The 23,248-nt window shown below is 35.9% G+C and carries 23 protein-coding genes; 12 read left to right on the top strand and 11 right to left on the bottom strand.

Going from position 1 to position 23,248, the window contains the following annotated elements; genetic code table 11:
- Window positions 1-485: 485 nt before the first annotated feature.
- From AC0ONG_RS02170 to AC0ONG_RS02160, 3 genes are read left to right on the top strand one after another with little or no spacing between them, the layout of a single operon-like run.
- Entirely contained in the window at window positions 486-743 is a 258-nt protein-coding gene (locus AC0ONG_RS02170; RefSeq protein ID WP_000252988.1) for a FeoA family protein, read from the top strand.
- Window positions 740-1,462 carry a FeoB small GTPase domain-containing protein gene (locus AC0ONG_RS02165; protein WP_000033873.1) on the top strand — a complete coding sequence of 241 codons (723 nt, stop codon included), beginning with the start codon at window positions 740-742 and terminating at the stop codon, window positions 1,460-1,462. Before AC0ONG_RS02170 ends, AC0ONG_RS02165 begins: the two co-directional genes overlap by 4 nt.
- A complete protein-coding gene (locus AC0ONG_RS02160; RefSeq protein ID WP_000443602.1) occupies window positions 1,440-2,840 on the top strand; it encodes a nucleoside recognition domain-containing protein in 1,401 nt (466 codons plus the stop codon). The genes AC0ONG_RS02165 and AC0ONG_RS02160 overlap by 23 nt, the downstream gene beginning before the upstream one ends.
- Window positions 2,841-2,902: 62 nt before the next feature.
- Here the strand turns inward: AC0ONG_RS02160 and AC0ONG_RS02155 are convergent, their stop codons facing one another.
- The 8 genes from AC0ONG_RS02155 to AC0ONG_RS02120 all read right to left on the bottom strand — a co-directional run bounded on the left by AC0ONG_RS02155 (window position 2,903) and on the right by AC0ONG_RS02120 (window position 10,593).
- Window positions 2,903-3,040, bottom strand: coding sequence for a hypothetical protein (locus AC0ONG_RS02155; protein WP_000493991.1), 138 nt, complete (start codon window positions 3,038-3,040; stop codon window positions 2,903-2,905).
- Between the two features lie 11 nt (window positions 3,041-3,051).
- Entirely contained in the window at window positions 3,052-4,218 is a 1,167-nt protein-coding gene (gerLC, locus tag AC0ONG_RS02150; RefSeq protein ID WP_000793362.1) for a spore germination protein GerLC, read from the bottom strand.
- The gene (gene gerLB, locus AC0ONG_RS02145; RefSeq protein WP_000802021.1) at window positions 4,202-5,326 is read right to left on the bottom strand and encodes a spore germination protein GerLB; all 1,125 of its coding nucleotides are present in this window, start codon (window positions 5,324-5,326) and stop codon (window positions 4,202-4,204) included. The genes gerLC and gerLB overlap by 17 nt, the downstream gene beginning before the upstream one ends.
- A complete protein-coding gene (gene gerLA / locus AC0ONG_RS02140; RefSeq protein ID WP_003276720.1) occupies window positions 5,327-6,805 on the bottom strand; it encodes a spore germination protein GerLA in 1,479 nt (492 codons plus the stop codon).
- Between the two features lie 101 nt (window positions 6,806-6,906).
- The gene (locus AC0ONG_RS02135) at window positions 6,907-8,379 is read right to left on the bottom strand and encodes a sodium:solute symporter family protein (RefSeq protein WP_000125940.1); all 1,473 of its coding nucleotides are present in this window, start codon (window positions 8,377-8,379) and stop codon (window positions 6,907-6,909) included.
- Window positions 8,376-8,573: a DUF3311 domain-containing protein gene (locus AC0ONG_RS02130; RefSeq protein ID WP_000719836.1), complete on the bottom strand. Its 198-nt coding sequence runs from the start codon at window positions 8,571-8,573 to the stop codon at window positions 8,376-8,378. The genes AC0ONG_RS02135 and AC0ONG_RS02130 overlap by 4 nt, the downstream gene beginning before the upstream one ends.
- A 1-nt stretch (window position 8,574) precedes the next feature.
- A complete protein-coding gene (locus AC0ONG_RS02125; RefSeq protein ID WP_000382122.1) occupies window positions 8,575-9,750 on the bottom strand; it encodes an amidohydrolase in 1,176 nt (391 codons plus the stop codon).
- Between the two features lie 132 nt (window positions 9,751-9,882).
- Window positions 9,883-10,593 (bottom strand): C39 family peptidase, encoded by a 711-nt coding sequence (locus AC0ONG_RS02120; protein WP_000734492.1) that lies wholly within the window; start codon window positions 10,591-10,593, stop codon window positions 9,883-9,885.
- 375 nt (window positions 10,594-10,968) lie between these two features.
- Here AC0ONG_RS02120 and AC0ONG_RS02115 point away from each other — a divergent pair, with 375 nt between their 5' ends.
- From AC0ONG_RS02115 to AC0ONG_RS02080, 8 genes are all read left to right on the top strand, one after another.
- Window positions 10,969-12,384: an amino acid permease gene (locus tag AC0ONG_RS02115; protein ID WP_001075766.1), complete on the top strand. Its 1,416-nt coding sequence runs from the start codon at window positions 10,969-10,971 to the stop codon at window positions 12,382-12,384.
- A 282-nt stretch (window positions 12,385-12,666) separates the two neighbouring features.
- Window positions 12,667-13,542 (top strand): cytochrome aa3 quinol oxidase subunit II, encoded by an 876-nt coding sequence (locus AC0ONG_RS02110; RefSeq protein ID WP_001176164.1) that lies wholly within the window; start codon window positions 12,667-12,669, stop codon window positions 13,540-13,542.
- A gap of 33 nt (window positions 13,543-13,575) precedes the next feature.
- On the top strand, window positions 13,576-15,510 hold the full coding sequence (gene qoxB / locus AC0ONG_RS02105; protein ID WP_000762373.1) for a cytochrome aa3 quinol oxidase subunit I: 1,935 nt from the start codon (window positions 13,576-13,578) through the stop codon (window positions 15,508-15,510).
- A gap of 13 nt (window positions 15,511-15,523) precedes the next feature.
- Entirely contained in the window at window positions 15,524-16,126 is a 603-nt protein-coding gene (gene qoxC, locus AC0ONG_RS02100) for a cytochrome aa3 quinol oxidase subunit III (RefSeq protein ID WP_000729316.1), read from the top strand.
- Window positions 16,127-16,438 (top strand): cytochrome aa3 quinol oxidase subunit IV, encoded by a 312-nt coding sequence (qoxD, locus tag AC0ONG_RS02095; RefSeq protein WP_000068425.1) that lies wholly within the window; start codon window positions 16,127-16,129, stop codon window positions 16,436-16,438.
- A gap of 220 nt (window positions 16,439-16,658) precedes the next feature.
- Window positions 16,659-18,488, top strand: a complete 1,830-nt coding sequence (locus AC0ONG_RS02090; RefSeq protein ID WP_000399963.1) for a monovalent cation:proton antiporter family protein — start codon at window positions 16,659-16,661, stop codon at window positions 18,486-18,488.
- Between the two features lie 52 nt (window positions 18,489-18,540).
- Complete coding sequence (locus tag AC0ONG_RS02085) at window positions 18,541-18,798, top strand: DUF4022 family protein (protein WP_003260542.1); 258 nt, start codon at window positions 18,541-18,543, stop codon at window positions 18,796-18,798.
- Between the two features lie 14 nt (window positions 18,799-18,812).
- On the top strand, window positions 18,813-19,250 hold the full coding sequence (locus tag AC0ONG_RS02080) for a GNAT family N-acetyltransferase (protein WP_000633848.1): 438 nt from the start codon (window positions 18,813-18,815) through the stop codon (window positions 19,248-19,250).
- Window positions 19,251-19,289: 39 nt separating this feature from the next.
- Here the strand turns inward: AC0ONG_RS02080 and AC0ONG_RS02075 are convergent, their stop codons facing one another.
- The 3 genes from AC0ONG_RS02075 to AC0ONG_RS02065 all read right to left on the bottom strand — a co-directional run bounded on the left by AC0ONG_RS02075 (window position 19,290) and on the right by AC0ONG_RS02065 (window position 21,413).
- A complete protein-coding gene (locus tag AC0ONG_RS02075) occupies window positions 19,290-19,718 on the bottom strand; it encodes a hypothetical protein (RefSeq protein WP_000706646.1) in 429 nt (142 codons plus the stop codon).
- Between the two features lie 4 nt (window positions 19,719-19,722).
- On the bottom strand, window positions 19,723-19,923 hold the full coding sequence (locus tag AC0ONG_RS02070) for a helix-turn-helix transcriptional regulator (RefSeq protein WP_000301184.1): 201 nt from the start codon (window positions 19,921-19,923) through the stop codon (window positions 19,723-19,725).
- Window positions 19,924-20,120: 197 nt separating this feature from the next.
- Window positions 20,121-21,413 carry an NCS2 family permease gene (locus AC0ONG_RS02065; protein WP_000487187.1) on the bottom strand — a complete coding sequence of 431 codons (1,293 nt, stop codon included), beginning with the start codon at window positions 21,411-21,413 and terminating at the stop codon, window positions 20,121-20,123.
- A gap of 280 nt (window positions 21,414-21,693) precedes the next feature.
- On the opposite strand from AC0ONG_RS02065, the gene AC0ONG_RS02060 reads away from it, so the two are divergent.
- Complete coding sequence (locus tag AC0ONG_RS02060; protein ID WP_001164901.1) at window positions 21,694-23,085, top strand: amino acid permease; 1,392 nt, start codon at window positions 21,694-21,696, stop codon at window positions 23,083-23,085.
- The last annotated feature ends 163 nt before the right edge of the window (window positions 23,086-23,248 follow it).

Here is a 23,248-nt window from a genome sequence, read left to right as displayed (position 1 = left end):
CACTTTTCGAATTCATTTTCTTTCGAACACAAATTCATTGTAGGACAACAATATTATGTGAGTGTTAAGCAATTTTTAATTTTAAGTAAATGACGATAATAACCCTTAAAATCTATGAATCCCAACATTTGCAGTTAAAGAATCCAACAAAAACCACACTAACTATGCTGTAATGTAAATTTATTCTTAACAATGTAAATTCAATGTAAATGTTTTTCTCTCTTTTTCCCTTTTAGTTAAAGTTATATTTACAATTCCGCTGTATTTTGTAACTTTTACACGCCTAATTTATGCACATTAAAAAGAATTTCAGTAATATTTTTTAGTACAACTAAATAAATTGGAACAATTCTAAAATTAAATGAATATTTTTAAAGTACTAATTGACAGCATCATCCAATGTAGTCTACTATATTACTAACAAAAAGTTTACCTAAGGAAACTTTTTAAACTAACACTAACAATATAGAGAAGAGGTAACTTTTATGGTATCGGCTAATACTAAACCCCTTTCCGATTTTAAAACAGGGGAATTTGTACAAATTGAGAAGATACAATTAGAAGGAACTATGAAACGACGTTTATTAGATTTGGGATTTATCCCTGGGGCAACGATTAAAGTATTGCAACGCAGTCCACTTGGAGATCCGGTCGCCTATCAAGTGAGCAACACAACTATTGCACTGCGAAAAGAAGAAAGTTCCCTTATTTTCGGGGTATTAATAGGAGATGATTTCAGATGAGCAAACATCGTATTGCTTTAGCTGGCAACCCGAATACCGGGAAAAGTACATTATTTAATACTTTGACAGGTTTAAAACAACATACTGGAAATTGGACAGGAAAAACTGTTTTAAAAGCTGAAGGAGAATATGAACATAACGGAAGTACTTATACATTAATAGATTTACCTGGAACTTACTCACTATACTCAAATTCCGCGGACGAAGAAGTGGCGAGGGATTATATTATATTTGAAAAACCAGAAGTAACTGTAGTTGTCATAGACGCAACTGCTATGGAAAGAAATTTAAATTTAGCACTCCAAGTGATGGAAATGACAAACAATGTAGTCATTTGCATTAACTTAATTGATGAAGCCGAGAAAAAAGGTATTGTTATTGATGAAAAAAAATTAGCAAAATCACTTGGTGTACCTGTAGTTAAAATTTCAGCACGTAACCGAGTAGGCATTGGTCATTTACTAAATGTTATTGCAAAAGTAGCAAATAAAAAACTAATTCCAACACCAATTAAAATTACTTACAGCGAAAAAATTGAAAATATGATTCAAGAATTAGAACCACAAATTTATAAGGTGTTCGGTGATACGTATCCAGCACGTTGGATTGCGTTACGTATATTGGATGGAGATAAAAATTTCTTAACTACACTTCAAAAACACCATAATGAACCACTTGTAAGGGAGGTCGTAATTAATGGAATCTCACTCAGCCAGTAAAGCTCTTCCATTAGACTATATTATTCAACATGCACAAACACTTTCAAAAGAAGATATACGAGATGATATAGTCGGAGATATTTATCGAACATCTGCAAGCATATGTAAAGAATCCGTCCAATATACAAATACTGATAAATTATATCGTTCCGAAAAACTAGATAAAATTTTCACATCTCCAATCTGGGGATTCCCAATTATGCTCGGTATTTTATCTATTATTTTTTATCTTACAATCGCAGGTGCTAACGTACCATCTGATATGATTGCCGAATTCTTCGGATGGGCCGAAGGATATTTAACATCTTGGTTCCAAGCAGCGCATGCACCTGAATGGTTACATGGCATTTTAATACTTGGTTTATTCCGTGGTATCGGTGCTGTTATTAGCGTTATGTTACCACCTATGGCAATCTTTTTCCCTATGTTCGCGCTATTAGAAAACTACGGATACTTACCACGTGTCGCGTTTAATATGGACCGCTTATTCAAACGATCCGGCGCACACGGGAAACAATCTTTAACAATGGCAATGGGATTTGGTTGTAATGCAGCAGCCATTATGTCAACACGTATCATTGAATCACCACGTGAACGTATGCTAGCAATTTTAACGAACAACTTCGTTCCTTGTAACGGTCGCTGGCCTATGTTAATTTTAATGGCTTCACTATTTATGGCTGCTGGTTATACAGGCAGTATGCAAACATTGGTTACTGCTGGCGTTGTAGTTGGAATGGTTGTAATTGGTGTTATTATGACATTAACTGTTTCTTGGGTACTATCAAAAACAGCCTTAAAAGGGGTTCCAACTCACTACACACTTGAGTTACCTCCGTACCGCAAGCCAAAAGTTTGGAATACAATTGTTCGCGCAACACTCGATAAATCAATCTATGTTTTAAAACGAGCTATAGTTGTTGCTGCCCCTGCGGCTGCATTAACTTGGTTACTTGCTAACATTTTTATCGGTGACACAAGCTTACTTATGTATTTTGTAAACTTCCTAGATCCATTTGCTAAAATGTTAGGACTTGACGGGTTTATTCTAGCTGCATTCATTCTTGGACTACCCGCTAATGAAATTGTAATCCCAATTTTATTAATGTCTTACTTATCAACTGGGGCTTTAACTGAAATAGATGATTTTAATCAAATTAAAAATCTATTCCTAGAAAATGGTTGGACTTGGTTAACAGCGTTAAACACAATGTTGTTCTCACTTCTTCATTTCCCGTGTGGAACAACATTGGTTAACATATATAAAGAAACAAAAAGTGCAAAATGGACATTCTTATCGTTTGCAATCCCTACCGTTATCGCCATTGTTGTTACATTCCTCTCTACACAATTGGTACATTGGTTAGGGCTTGTATAAAGCAAAGCATACATAGAAGGTATCCCCTTTCACGTTTGCTTTGCACGAAAGAAACCTGAAAATCATTCAGGTTTCTTTTTTTGTACATCAGTATTCCACGGCTGTGCTCCATACGTTGTGAGTTTTTTATGAATAAAATATATAGCTCCTGGAAGAACTGCCATTAATATCGTGCAACTAATCCCTAAACCCGTAAACAACTTACATCACCTTATTTCACTTTCTTCGGTAAAGCTGAACCTGAATGTTCAATTGTCGGATCAACATGAACATTAATTTCAGCATTACTAAAATAATTCTGACCTTGATCCCAATTCTTACTAATTTTTTTCCACTCTTTATAATTATGCCTCTTATATACCTCTCCTAATTCCAATACATCTACCTTATATTTTTTTTGAACAAGTTGTATAGACTTTTCAATACGCTTCGTCATTTCCTTTGAAATCTCTTTCTTTAAAAGGTTTTCACTCATCACTTGTTTCGGTTCATTAAAATGCAACTCAGCTAATATGCCTTCTGTGGACAAATGAATATCAAATTTCGGTTTTGTAGCATTTTCAGTAGACACCTGGATCTTTCGGCGCAACTTATGAATTTCATATGTAATAAGCTGATTCTTTTTACGAACAGTAAAGAAACCTCCAATTTTTTTACCTATTATATAGTTCATTCCTAATGTTTGTTCTCCACTCAAAATTCCAACGCACTTATTATCCTTTCCACGAACCAATGCCGCTCCTTCCATTTGCACCCCTTGTTTTGTTAGCCCTAAAAGAGGTAATGCAAAACTTCGATTTGCAATCATTTTCCCCTGCACTTCACCAATTCTCGCCGCCTCAATCATTTGAGCGTTTTTCGGAGGATGTTCAGCTAACATATCAATATACTGCGCCGGTAAATTTTCAGGTTTTGCACTCTGTTTTAAAATAGATTCTGCATTTTTCTTTGAAACAAACAAACGAATATTTCTTCTCATTTCATGATCACGAATATATACATCTAACGTATTTTGCAAAACATACGGATTCGCCAGTAATTCTTCCGAAAAAATAATCACTTGTATATGTGGAAAAAATAATGTTCGACTAATTTTTTTAGCAATAATTCGGATTTGCTCAAAGACACTATCTGCTTTTGCACTCACATTAATATAATTTTCACTATCTCCATCCCCCTGTCCACCTTGTTGTGCTAACTTACTGGGAAGTACCATCTGATACGTCCCTTTTATAATCGGATTTGTTTTCTTTTTCTTCACAATATCGTAAGCTGCGCCTACTACAAATCCTCTTTCTTCTATTTCTTCTAGTTCAGAACACCCACTTATAAATCCAGCTAAAATCATAACCATTATAATTTTAAGAAGGTTTTTCATTTCTACCATTCCTTCTTTTTATTTTATATACAATAAAAACTAACAAAGGAGCTAACACGACAAACCCCATATCTATCCAGGCTAAATACGTTCCGTAACTTGATAACGTATCTAAATTGCCAGGAAGCATATTCAGCATAAAAATTATAGGCGCGCTTCCGAAAATAAAAATATGTTTCTTCACTTTCGGAAACATGGCACAAAACAATAAAGATGCGACGTCATAGTACATTGCTGTAGTATTATAAATAGTAATAATCCAAGTCGTAAAAAAAATCGCATCAAACCTTTCTAAAAAACCTCCACCAATCTCAATTTCTTTCCCTAATTCAATCGTTGGATATGTCAATCCACGAGTTGTCATATACGTAAAAACACTAATACAAGTTACATAAATTAAAATGTATGAGAGCACATTTACTATCACGGCTTTTGCAACTGCCATTGGTGCCTTTTTCGCTGTCTTATCATTCAATAACACAGCATAAAACAGAGCTACCTCAAATCCAATAAATGTGAATATAGAATTTTTAACCCCAACAGCGTATTGACTTACTTCCGTTTGAAAAGCTGGAAATAAATTGTTTATTTCCATTAAATTTATATTTAATAAAGAAAGAAGCATTATCGCAATTAAAACAATAGGTAAAAATAGAACATTTAACCTTAATAAGGCTGCTCTTGATCCTGCTATTCCGTAAATAACAACTAGTAAGAAGAAGAAAGACAGTAGTTGTATCGGTGTCTCACTAAATAAATACGTTTGAGAAATAATTGAAATCATTCGCGATTCATATGCTGTCAAAGCAGCAAACGTTAATACTAAAATACTACTAATTGTGTATGCAACAGGCTTTGTCAAATGTGCACTTGTATATTGAACAAAGTTTTGTTTCGGAAATAAGATAGCTACCCTCGTTACAAACCAGCCTAAAACTGCACATACCAATCCACCCAAAAGTAAAATAATCCAACCGTCCGAAAATAAAGTTTGGTTAGCGATATCTCTTGGCATAGACAATGCCCCTATGCCAATGATGGTCGACGATACTGCAAACCCAATTTCCCGAGATCCAATCTCTTCATCGCCATACTCAAATGGTTTCAATTATTTTCGCTCCTTTGGACGTATTGTAGAATCTTTCGTTTGTAAATATTCTGGTCGATCTTTCAACATTGATTTTGGCATGCGAATAAACTCTTCTTTCCAATCTTTATAAAATGCAGGAGCAATTGGAGTTGTATACGGTACACCAACACTTGTTAAATTTGTAATATGAACAGCAAGCGCAATAAGAGCTAGAATGATTCCATACAACCCAAAAGCAGTTGCTGCTAACACAAAGACGAAAAGTAAAATACGAAACGTGATCGTAATGCTATATACAGGGAGAGAAAAGGTAGCGATAGCTGTAACCGCAATAATGATAACTAAAAACGGATTTACAATTCCTGCGTTCACCGCTGCTTCTCCAATTACAAGACCACCTACAATCCCAATTGTTTGCCCCATCGGTTTCGGCAACCTAATTCCTGCTTCTCGTATTAGCTCCATCGTTAATGCCATCATTAACGTTTCAATATATGCAGGAAACGGAACCCCTTCTCTTGCTCCAGCAATTGAATAAGCCAATTTAGAAGGAATAAGTCCTTGATGATATGAGACGAGCGCTACATACATCGCTGGCATTAAAATCGCAATTATACCAGAACCCATCCGCAAAATTCTTAATAAAGTCCCAATTACCCAACGCTCATAATGATCTTCCACAGATTGAAAAATATCAACAAATACTAATGGCGCAATGAGAGCAAACGGTGATCCATCCACTAAAATAGCCGCCTTACCTTTCATTAATGAGGCCACAATATTATCAGGCCTTTCTGTGTTCAAAAATTGTGGAAACGGTGACAAATTATTATCTTGAATTAATTGCTCAATCGTTCCCGTCTCAAAAACGACATCTGTCACTATTGATTGAAGACGCCGATCTAACTCTTTTACAATGTAAGGATTAATAACGTCTTCTACATATACTAAAGTTACTTCTTTTTGGGATCTCTTCCCTATAATATAAGATTGAAATCTCAGCTTTGGGTCACGTAAACTACGTCGGATTAACATTTTATTCACATTAATATCTTCATTTAATCCGATCCTCGGTCCACGTATTAAATCTTCAGTTACTGGTGGTTCTAAACTTCTTTTTTCCCAAGCCCTACTATTAATAACGATAGCAGTTTGAATATTATCAATTAATATAACTGTATCTCCCGCTAAAATCGCATTCATAATGTCTGGAAACTTCGTCTTTACACCCACTTCTGCGATAGAAATAAAACGATCCAATAACGTTTGAACAACGGCTTCCTCACTTGGAATTTCTTCGTATTGCAGCGTACGAACGACATATTTATAAACATTATCCTTGTCTGTTAATCCACATAAAAACACAACCGCACAACGTGTAAAACTCCCAGCAAGAGCAACTTCTCTAATTGTTAAATCATTAGGTGAACCTAACTCATCCCTAATTTCTTTCATAACTTCAAATAAGTTACCTTCAAGCTCTAACAATTTCCCCACCTAACTTCCTTTTCAACAAGTTTTTAGTTAGATTCCGCTAATAGAAGAAAATATATACAAAAAAGAGCTATCTCTTTTCAAAGATAGCTCTAATAAACGAATTACTTTTCTACTATTATGCTGTTTTTCTTTATAGATACACTTTTTGTAAATCCACTAACTACAAACATCACAATCATATTAATTAACAATGCGACTATACCTACATTTAAATCTTTTATAGACTGCGGAAAACTCGGAAACATCGTAGCTATATTAGAGCCCGATAAAGTGATATATGCAACAACTAATAACCCCATTCCCATTCCTGCAATCGCTCCTTGCTTCGTAATAACCTGGCGTGGAAACAAACTACAAACAAGTGCAGGGAAAAGTTGTGTAACGATACTGTATCCCATTAACAGAAGGGCTCCTATTGTTTCTCCTCCTTTAAATGTAAATAAAACTGCTACGAGCGTTACTACAGGTACAAATAACTTTGCAGCTTTAGCAACTTGTCTATCTGAAGCAGATGGAACCATCGTTCGATAAATATTTTTCGCTAACAGTGTAGAAGCCGCCATAACAAGCATAGAGCCTGGAACTAACGCCGTTAATACTCCCGCACTACCAATAATTCCAATAAACCAAGGATCAAAAGTTTGTAAAGCAAGACGGAATAACGAAAGATCCACATCCGCTCCCTTTAACCCAGGAACTTGCAATATAGCAGCAAACCCTGCAAAAAATACGAAAAGTAACACTAAAGAATACAATGGCATAATTGCTGCATTTTTACGAAATACTTTTTCATTTTTTGCAGAAAAAGCAGAAGCAAATGTATGAGGCCACATATAAAAACCTAGGGCCGTTAATATAATAGTAGAAACAAACCAAGAAATACTCATTCCTTCTTCAGGTAAAGATAAAAATCCCGGCTTCGCTGCTTCTACAGCCTCAAACATAGGCTGAAATCCTCCATAATAATGATACGGTAAATATATACCTAAAAACATAACGATAAACAGTATCATAATATCCTTCAAAGCAGCCGTCCAAGCCGAACCGTGTATACCTGAAACCATTACATATATAGTTATAACAATAGCACCAATCCATACTGCAACAACAGGTGACACCCTTCCGTAAGAAGCTTCTGAAACGATAATCCCCAGTCCCTTTAACTGTAAAACAAGATATGGGATGATGGAAACAACACCAACAACTGAAACAATAAGTCCAAGCGCTTTACTTCTATATTTCTTCGCAAAAAAATCCGACTGCGAAACAAGGTTATGCTCTTTCGCATACTTCCAAATTGGTGGTAATAAAAAATACGATAAAAGATAAGCTAAAGCACCATATCCCAAAATATAAAAGGTAGGTGCTCCTTTACTATACGCCCAGCCGCTTCCCCCTAAAAATGTAAACGTCGTATAAATCTCACCTGCCATCAGGAGAAAAACAAAAATAGTGCCAAATCCTCTTCCCCCAACTGACCATTGCTCTAAATTCATATCTTTTCCATGTTGTGCCCGAATCCCTAAAAATAGTGCGAGAAACAAAAATAAAATAATAATAAGTAATGCAGTCATTTTACATCCTCCTTATTAGCAGGATCAAACACGTACACAAGCCCCATACAAAGAGATGTAATAAACACTGATAATAATACCCAAAATAATAAAAATGGCATCCCTAATACGTAAGGAGTAACTGAATTCGCAAATATTGGCCCAACTACTAAACAAAGTACTGGAATAAGCGCTAAGATGTGTATTTTCTTCATCTCATTCTCCTTTACTTATAAAATTCATAATGGCTGATACAAAGACTTCCACTCCAATCGGTAATGCATCTTCATCAATTGTAAAACGAGGATGATGATGAGGATATATAATACCTTTCTCTTTATTTCCCGCTCCGATAAAAAAGAATGTCCCTGGTGCCTTTTGTAAAAACGCTGAAAAATCTTCTCCAGCCATCGTCGGCTGCAAACGAACAACTCTATCTCTTCCATAAAGTTGTAATGCCGTTTGTTCAATAAGCTCTGTAACTTCATAATTATTTACAACTGGTCGATATCCATATTCATAAGAAAACGTATATTTCGCTCCGTAAGATTCCGTAATATGCTTCACAATCCGCTCAATCTTCTTCTCTGTTTCACCTCGTAACTCATGTCTTAAACTTCGCACTGTCCCTTCAATCTCCGCTTGCTCTGGTATTACATTATGAGTTGTCCCCGCATGAAATTGAGTAACGGATATTACGAGAGAATCTAATGGATTCGTGAGGCGAGATACAATTTGCTGAAGTTGCGAAACGACTTGTGTACCGATTGCAATACTATCCACCGTTTCATGAGGGATTCCAGCATGTCCACCTTTTCCCTCTATCCTAATTTTAAAAACATCCGGTGCAGCCATTGCAGGACCATAAATAACGCCTATTTTCCCAACCTCTAACGACGCCCAAAGGTGAGCACCAATGATATAATCCACACCTTCCATTACACCTGCCGCAATCATCTCCTCTGCACCACCAGGAAAATTTTCTTCAGCATGTTGGAATAGAAAACGAATCTCCCCTTTAATCTTCTCTCTTGCTTCTACTAACTTATATACAACCCCAAGTAATATCGCTATATGTCCATCATGACCACACGCATGCATCACACCTTTATATGTAGAAATAAAATCAAACTCATTTTCTTCATGAATAGGAAGAGCATCCATATCGGCTCGAACCGCAACTGTTTTGCCCGGCTGTTTACCTACTAACTTTGCCATCACACTATATTTAGTCGGCCGTGACACTTCTAAATATGGGCATTTCCGAAGTATATCGAACACAAACTGCGATGTTTTTTCTTCTTGAAAAGATAACTCTGGATACTTATGAAAATGCCTTCTCCACTCAACTAACTGATTTTTTGACAAAACAAGTTCCTTTGCAACATCCATACCCCTTCACTCCTTCTTCACCAAGTTAAATGTTATTATAACGTGAATTGTTAACTTTTAAAAGAATCTTCTGAATTTTCAAATATGATAAACCAAAAAGAAAAAGCCATCCAAAAGATGACTTTTTCTTTTTTATAAAATAGTAATCGCTTGTTTTCCCATTTGCTCCCAAGCTTTCTCAAATTCTGCTCGTGGAACAGCCAAACGTGGATTATTTTTCAGAGGATCATTTACATATACAAAGTTTTGATCATATCCAATTACTACTGCACTATGCTCATAATATGTAATTTTCACTTCGCCTGAACTCGTATTCCATGTTTCAAAACTACTTTCAGCTAGCGGCTTAAACGTCGTATTAATAATGACCCATACCGGGGAGCCAGAACTAATTACTTTATATATATCTTGCATGTCTCTACCTGTTAAATTAATTACTTTTTCAGGAACATATTTTTCTGCTAAATCAAAGATTGGTTTATTGTATACACCATATCCAGGCTTTGCCTTTGTATAAATATTTCCTACAAACCCCTCGTAAGGATTTCCACGCAAACCATTTTGTTCAAATGGAACACGATAAATTTCGCTAGCAAGTTGCATCTTATCTACTTGTACACCTTTATATTGCAGCAACATAGCTAAACTTGTCACTTCACATCCTCGAGGTAATTCTGGTAATTGTTTAATAAACGGAACATCTTCAATCATAGCTGCTTCTTTCATTTCAGATAGAAACTCTAAGCGTAAAACTTGCGCCTTTTGCATGATTTTATCTTTCCCTATAAAAAATGCAGCAGCAAGTATAATACCAAAAACAAAAAGATATTTTAACTTTTTCATTATAAACAAAACTCCATTAATTATTATTTTACAGACACAACTCTTATCATTGTACCCTTCTTCTTACTAGTTTGCTAGAAAGATCATGTGAATTATCGCTCATAGAATTAATTATAAAAATTCTAATTATTTTTAATAAAAAGAAAAATAAATATACATTTCCAGAATATTTTGCTAAAATCAAAATTGTTAACATGGTGAAGATATCACCATGTTAACAAACATTCTTAGAGTATTTAGTCATAGTTCATTTTTTACATACTCCATTCATTTCATAGCAAATAAACCGAGTGTGTGTTGCATCCCCCACTAATGATTAAAAACTCAGAATAAAATGAAGTTCACACATTCAAGAAAATACGGGGTGAGGGGCATATGAATCAACAAATTGAACAAACAAATTTAAAACGAACAATGAAAAGTAGACACCTATTTATGATTGCACTCGGTGGTGTTATCGGAACCGGGCTATTTATGGGATCTGGTCAAATCGTCCATAATGCCGGACCTGGTGGCGCTATTCTTGCATTTTTAGTCGGTGGATTTGTTATGTATTTAACGATGTTATGTCTTGGTGAATTATCTGTTGCTATGCCAGAAGCAGGTTCATTCCAAAGCTATGCAAGCAAATTCATTTCACCTGGTTTTGGATTTGTTGTCGGTTGGATGTATTGGTTAAATTGGGCTGTTACAGTTGGCGTAGAGTTAACAACTGTAAGTATTTTAATGAAACGCTGGTTTCCAGACGTTTCTTCATGGATTTGGTGCGTTACATTTGCAGCAGCGCTCTTCCTCGTAAACGCTTTATCAGCAAAAGCATATGCAGAAGCAGAGTTTTGGTTCGCAAGTGTAAAAGTTGCAACAATCGTTATTTTCATCGTACTTGGTGGCGCTGTTATGTTCGGTTTACTAGACTTTAACGGAAAGCCAGCTCCGATGCTTCATAATTTCACTGAAAATGGCGGGCTATTTCCAAACGGTGCATTAGCTGTTCTTCTTACGATGATTACAGTAAATTACTCCTTCCAAGGAACAGAATTAATCGGAATCGCTTCAGGAGAAAGTGAAAATCCTGAAAAAACAATTCCAAAAGCGATCAAAAATACAATTTGGCGAACTCTCTTCTTCTTCGTCTTAGCGATATCAGTTGTTGTAGGTTTACTCCCATGGCAAGAGGCTAATCTAGTCGAAAGTCCGTTTGTACTTGTTTTTGATGTAGCCGGTGTCCCATATGCAGCAGACATTATGAACTTTGTTATTATTACAGCTGTATTATCCGTTGCTAACTCTGGTCTATACGCAAATTCTCGTATGCTGTGGGCGATGGCAAAACAAGGAATGGCAAGCCCAGCATTTACGAAATTAACTAAAAAAGGTGTACCGCTAAATGCATTAATTTTCAGTCTGATTTTTGCTAGCCTTTCCTTATTAACAAGTGTATTTGCGGCAGATACTGTCTTTCTAGTTTTAACATCTATTGCAGCAATGGCTGCCGTTGTCGTTTGGATGTCAATTGCCGCTTCACAGTTTTTCTTCCGTAGAAATTTCGTGAAAAATGGTGGCGACATAAATGATTTAAAATATCGTACACCGCTCTATCCGCTAGTTCCAATCGTGGCGTTCTTACTCAATTTCATTACATTTGTTAGTTTGGCTTTCATTCCAGATCAAAGAATTGCTCTTTATTGTGGCATTCCATTTATGATTATTTGTTACATTTTATACCAATTTAAATATAAAAAAATTGTCACACTTGAACAGCCACGAACTATCACACAAAAAATAAACTAAATATACAAAATATTCAGCTATCTTTCTTATGATAAGATAGCTTTTTTCTATTTCTTGGATATCCTGGTATAACTTTATTTATCTTAAAATTTTCACAATCACGTTTTTCTCTGGAAAATAGTTTACAATGTAATCAAGTTACAAATGATATTCACCTTAAAAAGTGTGCATTTGTGTCTATTTTTTAACAATATATCAAAAACTATTGCCTTCTATAAATTAATAGGTTTATATTGTTTTATTGGCATAGTTTCAATCCAAGGAGAAAGGAGATTTTCAATCGTGCAACTAAAGAAAGCGTTTTGGAAGTTGGCTTCGCTTCTTCCGTTATCATTACTTCTGTTCCTCGGTGGCTGTGATAAAAAACTCGCAGTATTAAATCCGCAAGGACCTGTTGCAAAAGCACAGTATGATTTAATTGTTTGGTCATTCTTGCTTATGTCATTAATTATCGCAATTGTATTCATTCTGTTTACAGTCATCTTGATTCGTTATCGTGAAAAACCAGAGAATATGGACTATGAGCCACCTGAACAACACGGTAACACATTACTAGAAATTATTTGGACGCTTGTTCCTGTTATTATCGTTATCGCATTATCGATTCCAACAGTAAAAGCAACTTATGCTTCGGAAGAGGTTCCGAAAGAGTCCAAACATATTAAACCAGTTGAAATTTATGTTACATCTGCAAACTGGAAATGGTTATTCAGTTACCCAGAGGAAAAAATTGAAACCGTTAACTATTTAAATATCCCAGCTGGTGTACCAATTCAATTCAAACTGACTTCTGTCGGCCCAATGAATGCTTTCTGGGTACCAGAACTTGGTGGTATGAAGTACACAATGGATGGCATGATTATGGATCTTTATTTACAAGCTGATAAGCCAGGTTCTTACCTAGGCCGTAGTGCGAACTTCTCTGGTGAAGGATTCACACACATGGAGTTCGAAGTTGAAGCAAAAACTAAAGAGAAATATGACAAGTGGGTTAAAGAAGTACAAGAAAAGGCTGATAAGTTAACCGAAGAGAAGTACAACGAAATTATTAAACCTGGTGTAGTTGGACGCATGACGTTCTCTAGTCACCACTTAAGTTATGTAGATCCAAAATCACTTGAATATTGTGATTACAACTACTACAAAAACAAAAAATAATAGCTATTATTCCAACAGATTGGAGTGAACACAGTGAAGCTTGATGAATTCTTTGTCACAGGTGACCCGATTATTTACGGTGCAGACGCTTCTATCGTTCTTGTGACATTAGCAATCATTTTCGTACTAACAAAGTATAAAAAATGGAAATGGCTTTGGGACGAATGGTTGACAACTGTTGACCATAAAAAAATCGGAGCCATGTATATTATTTCTGCGGTTATCATGTTATTCCGCGGTGGTATGGATGGTTTAATGATCCGTGCACAGTTAACATTCCCAGAAACAACTTATTTAAACGCTGAACACTATAACGGAATCTTTACAACGCATGGTACAGTAATGATTCTTTTCATGGCAATGCCATTCGTTATGGGATTAATGAACCTTGTAGTACCATTACAAATTGGTGCTCGTGACGTTGCATATCCGTTCTTAAATGCTTTAAGTTTCTGGTTATTCTTTGTCGGAGCAATGTTATTCAACATCGCTTTCGTAATCGGTGGTTCTCCAGACGCTGGGTGGACTTCTTACTTCCCAATGGCAGGTACAGAGTTTACTTCAGGCGTAGGAAATAACTACTACGCAATTGCATTACAGATTTCAGGTCTCGGTACGCTAATGACCGGTATTAACTTCCTTGTTACTATCTTAAAAATGCGTACACCTGGTATGACTTTAATGAGAATGCCAATGTTTACTTGGTCAATCTTAATTACAACAATTATCATTATTTTCGCTTTCCCAGTATTAACAGTTGCTCTTGCATTAATGACATTTGACCGTCTATTCGATGCTCACTTCTTTACGATGGCGAGCGGCGGTATGCCGATGTTATGGGCCAACCTGTTCTGGGTATGGGGTCACCCTGAAGTATATATCGTTATTTTACCGGCATTCGGTATTTTCTCTGAAATCATTAGTACATTCTCACGTAAGCGTCTATTCGGTTACAGTGCGATGGTATACTCAATGGTTGCAATTTCTTTACTAAGTTTCGTCGTATGGCTTCACCACTTCTTCACGATGGGTGCAGGTCCAGCGGTTAACTCATTCTTCTCGATTTCGACAATGGCGATTTCGATTCCAACCGGGGTTAAGATCTTTAACTGGTTGTTTACACTGTATAAAGGACGTATTCGTTTTACAGTTCCAATGCTTTGGTCATTGGCATTTATTCCAAACTTCGTAGTCGGTGGGGTTACAGGGGTTATGCTTGGAATGGCAGCAGCTGATTATCAATACCATAACAGCTACTTCCTAATTGCTCACTTCCACTACGTATTAATCGCAGGTACAGTATTCGCTATGCTTGCTGGATTCACATTCTGGTATCCAAAAATGACTGGTCATATGTTAAATGAACGCCTAGGTAAATGGACATTCTGGATCTTTATGAGCGGATTTAACATCTGTTTCTTCCCAATGTACTTCTTAGGTTTAGACGGTATGACTCGTCGTATGTACACTTACTCTGAAAGTCTTGGATGGGGATGGCTAAACCAAATCGCATCTGTTGGTGCGGTAATGATGGGTATTGGCTTCCTACTTCTTTGCTACAACGTAATTTGGAGTGCACGTCACGGTGAACGTGACACAACTGGAGATCCATGGGATGGTCGTACACTTGAATGGGCAACTCAATCTCCTGTACAACATTACAACTTCGCAAAGCTTCCTGAAATTAAAGAAGCTGATGCTTTCTGGTACATGAAAAAACGCGGAGAAACAGTTACACCAGCAGCAGAAGATATCAAACCAATTCACATGCCAAGTAACTCTGGTGTGCCTATTATTGCGTCTTTATTCTTCGGTCTTGCAGGTTTCGCATTAGTATTTAGCTGGTTCTGGCTTGCAGCAATCGGTGGTATTGGTATTTTAGCTTGCTTAATCTATCGTTCATTCGATTATGACGATGGTTACTACGTAAGTGTTGATGAAATTAAAGAAACAGAACATATAGCATGAGAGGTGAAATGACATGGCGGCTTTAGATAAAAGCTTACCTTTGGAATATCAATCCGAACAAAGCAGATTGAATATCCTAGGATTCTGGATTTTTCTTGGGGCTGAAATTATGCTGTTCGCAACACTTTTCGCCTCTTATCTAGTCCTTGCTGGTCGTACGGCAGATGGCCCAACTCCAGCGCAACTGTTTGAACTTAAAACGCTTTTAATTCAAACATTACTACTTTTAACAAGTAGTTTCACATGTGGTATCGTAATTCACGAAATGCGTAAGCACAACCAAAAAGCGATGCTTGGATGGTTCGTCCTTACATTACTTTTAGGTGCAGGTTTCCTATTCTTCGAGATTGAAGAGTTCATTATGTATATTGGTGAAGGCGCAACAATTCAAACAAGTGCTTTCCTATCTGCATTCTTCGTTCTTCTTGGAACGCATGGAGCCCACGTAACAGGCGGTATCATTTGGGCAATTTGTGTTATTATCCAAATTTTAAAACGAGGTCTAACACCAGTTACAGCTCGTAAAGTATTCATTATCAGCTTATACTGGCATTTCCTTGACCTTGTTTGGGTCTTCATTTACACACTAGTTTACTTGAACGGGATGGTGGCGTAAATGGCTCAAAACAACAATCAAGCAAATGGGCATGCGCATAGCGGATTCCCTTGGTCACACGTTTTCGGATTTATTTTATCGCTTGCATTAACGTTTCTAGCGTTATACGTGGCACTTTACACAACATTGCCACTTTCAACAGTCTTAACAACTATTATCATCATGGCTGTTGCGCAAGCATTGTTACAATTAATTATGTTCATGCATTTAAAAGAAGGAGAAGGAAGAGTTCAAATTCTTACAATGATATACAGTTTCTTCGTTGCAACTGCAACAGTTGGTTTAACTGTATGGATCTTCTTCTCAATGTAATGTACATGAAAAAGACTGCTGAGATTCCTCAGCAGTCTTTTTTTATCCCCTCCCCTATTACATCCACATTACGGAATTAACAACAGAATCATGAAAAATATACTTATTATGACAAATGTTAAGAAAAGTCTTTCTTTATGAAATCGAATCCATATGCGTTGCTTTTCTACCTATTATATGGCTAAATAGGTACTATATTTATTTGAAGGGAGAGAACGCAATGGAACATCATACTTCTGTTCTATCACTTATGGTTGTCGTTGCAATCGCGTTTTTCGTTCCCCTTTTGTTACAACGCTTTAAATTAAAAGCACTTCCTGTTGTCGTTGCAGAAATTATTGCAGGAATCTTTGTAGGTAAAAGTGGGTTTAATATTATTGAGCCAGATATATGGCTTCAAGTTTTATCAACATTAGGATTTATCTTCCTCATGTTCTTAAGCGGTTTAGAAATTGATTTTTCTATCTTTAAACAAAAAGGGAAAAAAAATACGACAAACGAGCCAAATACATTTCAAGCAGCAAGCATTATCTTCTTATTTATTTTCATCTTATCTTATGCCCTATCATTACTATTCGTATGGCTAGGATTCGTAGATAATGCAATGTTCATGACTTTAATTATTTCAACTATTTCTTTAGGGGTTGTTGTACCAACATTAAAAGAGAACAACCTAGGAAAAACTGCAATCGGACAAATCATTTTATTAGTTGCTGTTATTGCAGACTTAGTTACAATGATTTTACTCGCTGTTTTCGTCGGATTAAATTCCGAAAGCGGCCAAAGTATGTGGCTCTTACTTCTTCTATTCGGTGCCGGTATTGTCATTTACTTTATTGCAAAACGCTTTAAAAACATTCCATACTTAGATAGTTTAAAAGCTGGTAGTGTACAAATTGATACACGGGCTGTTTTTGCACTCATTTTAATCTTAGTTGGTTTATCGGAATCTGTTGGAGCAGAAAATATTTTAGGTGCCTTCTTAGCAGGCGTACTTGTATCGTTATTATCACCAAATGAAGATATGGTTGAAAAACTTGATTCCATCGGCTATGGTTTCTTCATCCCTATTTTCTTCGTAATGGTTGGTGTAAATCTAGAGGTATGGTCTATTTTTAAAGAGCCTTCTAGCATGCTAATGATCCCAATCTTAATTGTAGGACTCTTTATTTCAAAACTCTTACCATCACTCGTCTTACGAAAATGGTATCCACGTAATATCGTACTTGGAAGTGCAATTTTATTAACATCGACACTTTCTTTAGTTATTGCGGCTGCACAAATTGGTGAAAAACTGGGGATTATCAGTCCAAGTTTATCTGCCTCTCTTATTTTAAGCGCAGTTATTACTTGTATTTTTGCACCTATATTATTTAAAAAAATGTTCCCAAAAGTAGAAACACCAAAACCAAAAGTAGCTATTATTGGCGCGAGCAGAATTACCCTTCCGTTATCACTAGATTTAAAACGAGAAGATTATGACGTAACGCTATATATGATGCGTCAAAACAAAATAAATGATGAAGAAGCAAAATCACATGACTTTCCTATCGTGAAATTAGATGACATCACAATTGCATCATTAACTGAACAAACAGCATTTGATGCAGATCGCGTCGTTGTTGCAACAAGCGATGATGAACAAAACTTATTATTGGCAGAACATGCAAAAGAGCTAGGTGTTGAACATGTTATTGCAAGTGTAGAAGATCCACTTCTACAAGAAAAAGCAACGCAAGAACATATCGCTGTATTCTCAACAATTAACTCTACACGTATTTTATTACGTGCACTTATTGATAAACCTAGTCTCGTTCGCTTAATTACAACAGCAAACGAAACAGTACGCGAAGTTGAACTGCGCAGCAATAAATATAACGGCATTGCGCTTCGCCGCCTCCCGTTTTTAGGTGATGTACTTGTCATTCAAATCTACCGCGGTAATAAAGCATTAATACCACATGGTGATACAAGACTACAACACGGTGATACATTACTTGTAACAGGTTCGAAAGAGCATATCGATACACTAAAAAACATATTAGAGTAAAAAAATGCCCCCCACATAATTGAGGGGCATTTTTTAATTTTTATATGGTAAAATGTTACTATCACATATTATGAGGATGGATTACATTATGTCTATTGTAACTTTAGCTCTCTTATTATTAGCAGAAGTACTCGTCGCCATTATTCTCATCGGTGTTAGCATTGAAATTTGCAGCTATGGTTGGAAAAAATCAAATGGAGTTAAATACTCATGCCTTTTTCTTTCACTCCTTCTAGGAACCGCTAGTATACTCGGCCTTCTCGCTGCACCTGCATACTTCTTTATACAACTTATAGAAAAAGGTTTATAAGAAAGGATGATAATATGATTACTGTGCAGTATATTGATGCATCCGAGACACACTTATTACGCCAAGCGGTGTTGCGTCCCAATCAGTCCCTAGCAGACTGTAAATACTCTTCTGACTACGAAAAAGACACATTCCACTTAGGTGCCTTTATAAACGATGAGTTAATTAGCATCGCTTCCTTCTCAAAAGAAATATATCCTGATTTGCAAAATGGTATCCATTATAGACTACGAGGAATGGCAACATTACCTAACTTTCGGAACAAAAGAGCTGGAAGCTCCTTAATTCAGAAGGCAGAACAAATTTTAAAAGAACGGAAAGCAAACATTCTATGGTGTAATAGCCGTATTACTGTAACTGACTATTACAAGCGATTAGACTTTCAGGAGCATGGTGAAATCTTTGAAATTGAACCGATTGGCCTTCATAAAGTTTTGTATAAAAAGATATAAGAAAAGCTTTCCTCAATACGGGAAAGCTTTTCTTATATTTCAATCTTCACTTTTTATCTTTTTCATATATATGTAGATAAATAAACTAGGAACTAAAAAACAAGCAAACATAATAAGTGCTGTTATATTTATTTCTTTTATCGAGATATCTGGTGTTACAATGATACAAACAGCTAATATCCCAATAATAATACCTACTGGAATTAATAATAATTTCATGAAATAGCTACGTGACACTCCGCCTGTGTGCTCATATACCTCTACAGAATGTTTTAAATTTAAGAAGTTAATAACTACGATCCCGCCAATAAATATCATTAATAAATCCGAAACACTTTCATATCCTGCCTCTTGCAAGACATAGCGGTAAAAGATGATAGCTAGTATGACGATATTTTGTAAGATGAAAGCCCATCTAATATGTTTTAACCCTTCAATCATTAAACGTTCATCTTTCACGATTTTCATCCTATCACTCCTTTTCCTCCCAAAACAACTCATTCAACGTTTTATCTACTGCATAACAAATTTTCAAACATAAATCTAAAGATGGATTGTATTTCCCCTTCTCAATTAAACTAATCGTTTGCCTTGTAACGCCTACTTTTTCTGCTAATTGTTGCTGTGTTAAATCTAACTGAACACGCGCGACTTTTATTTTACTTACAGCCATTCATGTTCCTCCTCTGTCTTTATTGTAACATATATATTCCATTAAGTAATTTATATTTTACGAAATCATTTAAGTTTTCATCTTATCACAATTGGTGTGGGCTAATACACAGTGGGGATCCCCCTACTGCCTATAGTTTCACTTTATTATACACAAAAAAGGGGCCTCCCATAAGAAGGCCCTCTCCTATATTTATATTATAAGAATAAATGACATCCAAATAAAATTGTAAATAAGTATAGTAATGGATGTACTTCCTTTCCTTTACCCTTCACAATTTTCAAAACTGGATATACTAAAAAACCAATTGCGATTCCATTTGCAATACTAGATGTTAACGGAATACCTATAAAAATCAAAAATGCTGGTAACGCATCTTCAAATTCATTCCAATTAATATCTCGAATGCTTTGTGCCATTAAACTACCTACTATAATTAATGAAGGAGCTGTAATAGCGGCCACACTTGATAAAGAAGCAATAACAGGACTGAAAAATGCCGTTATAATTGTTAGACCAACAACTACAATCCCTGTTAATCCAGTTTTCCCACCTGCAGCAATACCTGCTGACGATTCAATCGTCGCTGCTGTTGGGCTTGTTCCAAAGATAGAACCTGTAGTCCCTCCAATTGCATCTGCAATAAACGCTTTACCAAAACGCTTCTCTGTATTGTCTGTAATTAAACCTGCTTGTTTAATTAAACCAAGTAATGCACCTGTTGTATCGAATAAAAGTACAAGTAAAAATGAAAATACAACACCATATAATCCGTATTCAATTACATCTGAAAATGCATTGGTTGGGTTTGAAACGATAATACCCTCTGGCAAATGAGGCATCGCCACAATTTTATCAGCAAACTTCAATTGCCCTGTAAAGAAGGCGATAATTCCTGTCACAATCATACTAATAAATAATGCACCACTCACACGTAATGCCATTAATACCGCCGCTAATATTAAACCAATTAAAGTTAAAATAACAGCTGGAGAATGAAAATCACCAATCGTAACTAAATTAGACGGATGATCTACGATAATTCCAGAAAGGCGCAATCCAATAAAAGCAATAAATAGTCCAATTCCACCTGCAATTGCATGCTTTAAACTATCAGGAATTGCTAAAATTAACTTTTGCCTAAACGAAGTAAAAGATAATAAAAGAAAAATAATCCCCGTTACAAATACAGCTGAAAAGGCAACTACATATGTAATCCCTTCTGCCTTCTGTACAACAGAATAAGCAAAATATGCATTCATTCCCATAGCTGGAGCAATAACAATCGGGTAATTCGCGAAAATTGCCATACCTACTGTTCCAACAACGGTGGCAATAATTGTTGCTGTAAACGCTTGGTCAAATGGTACACCTGCATCAGATAATATTTTTGGATTGATGACAAGAATATACGCAAATGTAAAAAAAGTTGTGATGCCAGCTAAAAACTCTTGCTTCACAGAAGTGTTATATTTTTGTAATTGAAACATGCTTATGTACCCTTCCTACACCTGAATTATTATCACACATTCTTTTCTTACTAGTATGTGAGAAAATATAATACTTAATCTTAACAATCAATAAAAAGAAGAGTCAATATATTCCCTAATAGTTCGAATTTTAAGTTTAAGTCTGACAAGTACAGATGTAGTACAGTTCATTATGATTATTTTTGTAGCACAACAGATAGAAATGTTTTATAATTTGAAATAGTTAAATATTTAGCAAACTCATTCAAATATCGTTCACTCTACAAGGGGGATTCTTCTTATGCAGCACACAAACAAATCTGGAACTTTAAATCGTGGTTTAAAAGAACGACATATTACTTTAATGTCACTTGGCTCAGCTATTGGTGTTGGGCTATTTTTAGGATCCGCTTCCGCTATTAAACTAGCCGGTCCTTCTATTTTACTAGGCTATATGATTGCCGGACTCGTTATTTTTTTCATTATGCGAGCTCTCGGGGAAATGGCAATTGAACAACCTGTTGCCGGTTCTTTTAGTAAATATGCATATGATTATATCAGCCCACTCGCTGGTTATATTACTGGTTGGAATTACTGGTTCTTATGGGTTGTTACTTGTATGGCTGAAATTACAGCAGCTGGTATTTACATGCAGTACTGGTTCCCAGATATCCCGCGCTGGACTTGGGCATTACTTGCTCTATTGTTAATGAGCGCTTTTAACTTCTTATCGGTAAAAGTATTTGGAGAACTTGAGTTTTGGTTTGCTCTCATTAAAATTGTCACAATTATCTGTATGATAGTAGTCGGAGCTGGTATTATTTTATTCGGATTCGGAAACGGTGGTATCGCTACTGGTATTTCAAACCTTTGGTCACATGGTGGCTGGTTCCCAAATGGTTTTTCTGGGTTACTACTCTCCATGCAGATGGTACTATTCGCTTATTTAGGCGTTGAATTAATCGGTGTTACAGCTGGTGAAGCTCAAAATCCGAAGAAAACACTCGCAAAAGCAATTGATAACGTGTTTTGGAGAATATTACTGTTCTACGTAGGAGCGCTATTCGTTATGATGGCAATTTATCCATGGAACGAACTTGGTGAGAAAGGAAGCCCATTCGTATTAACATTCCAGCAAATTGGTATCGCAAAAGCAGCAGGTATTATTAACTTTGTCGTATTAACAGCAGCTCTTTCTTCTTGTAACGGTGGTTTATTTAGTACAGGCCGTATGCTATTTACATTAGCTCAGCAGAAAAAAGCTCCTGAAAGATTTGGTCGTTTAAATAAAAACGGCATTCCAAGCCAAGGAATTGTAGCAACTGCTATCGTTTTACTCATTGGTGTTATATTAAACTATCTCGTACCTGCAAAGGTATTTACATGGCTTACTAGCATTTCAACTTTCGGCGCAATTTGGACTTGGGGAATTATATTAGTTGCTCAAATTAAATTCCGTAAAAGCTTACCTACTCAAAATAAACAAAAGTTATCATATAAAATGCCTTTATACCCATTAAGCTCATATTTCTCACTCGTTTTCCTTGTATTAGTACTAGGTATAATGGCGTATTCAGAAGATACACGAATTGCATTGATTGTCGGCCCAATTTGGCTTATCGGCTTAGCAATCGTATATTACATGAAAGGGTTTCATAAGATTGATGAAACACCTAACTCAAAAATTAGTTAAGCAAAGCACCCCTTCCTTATTACTTGGAAGGGGTGTTTTTATATCTATATAAATATTTCTCAACAAAATTCACGGTATTTTTACAATTTTTTAATATTTTTTATGTTTTCCGTCTTTATTTTTACAGAAAAATAAATTACATTATTAAAGCACATATATTTAT

The sequence above is a fragment of the Bacillus sp. TCT6 genome, assembly GCF_056033845.1.
This window is presented reverse-complemented; position numbering and strand designations above follow the sequence as displayed.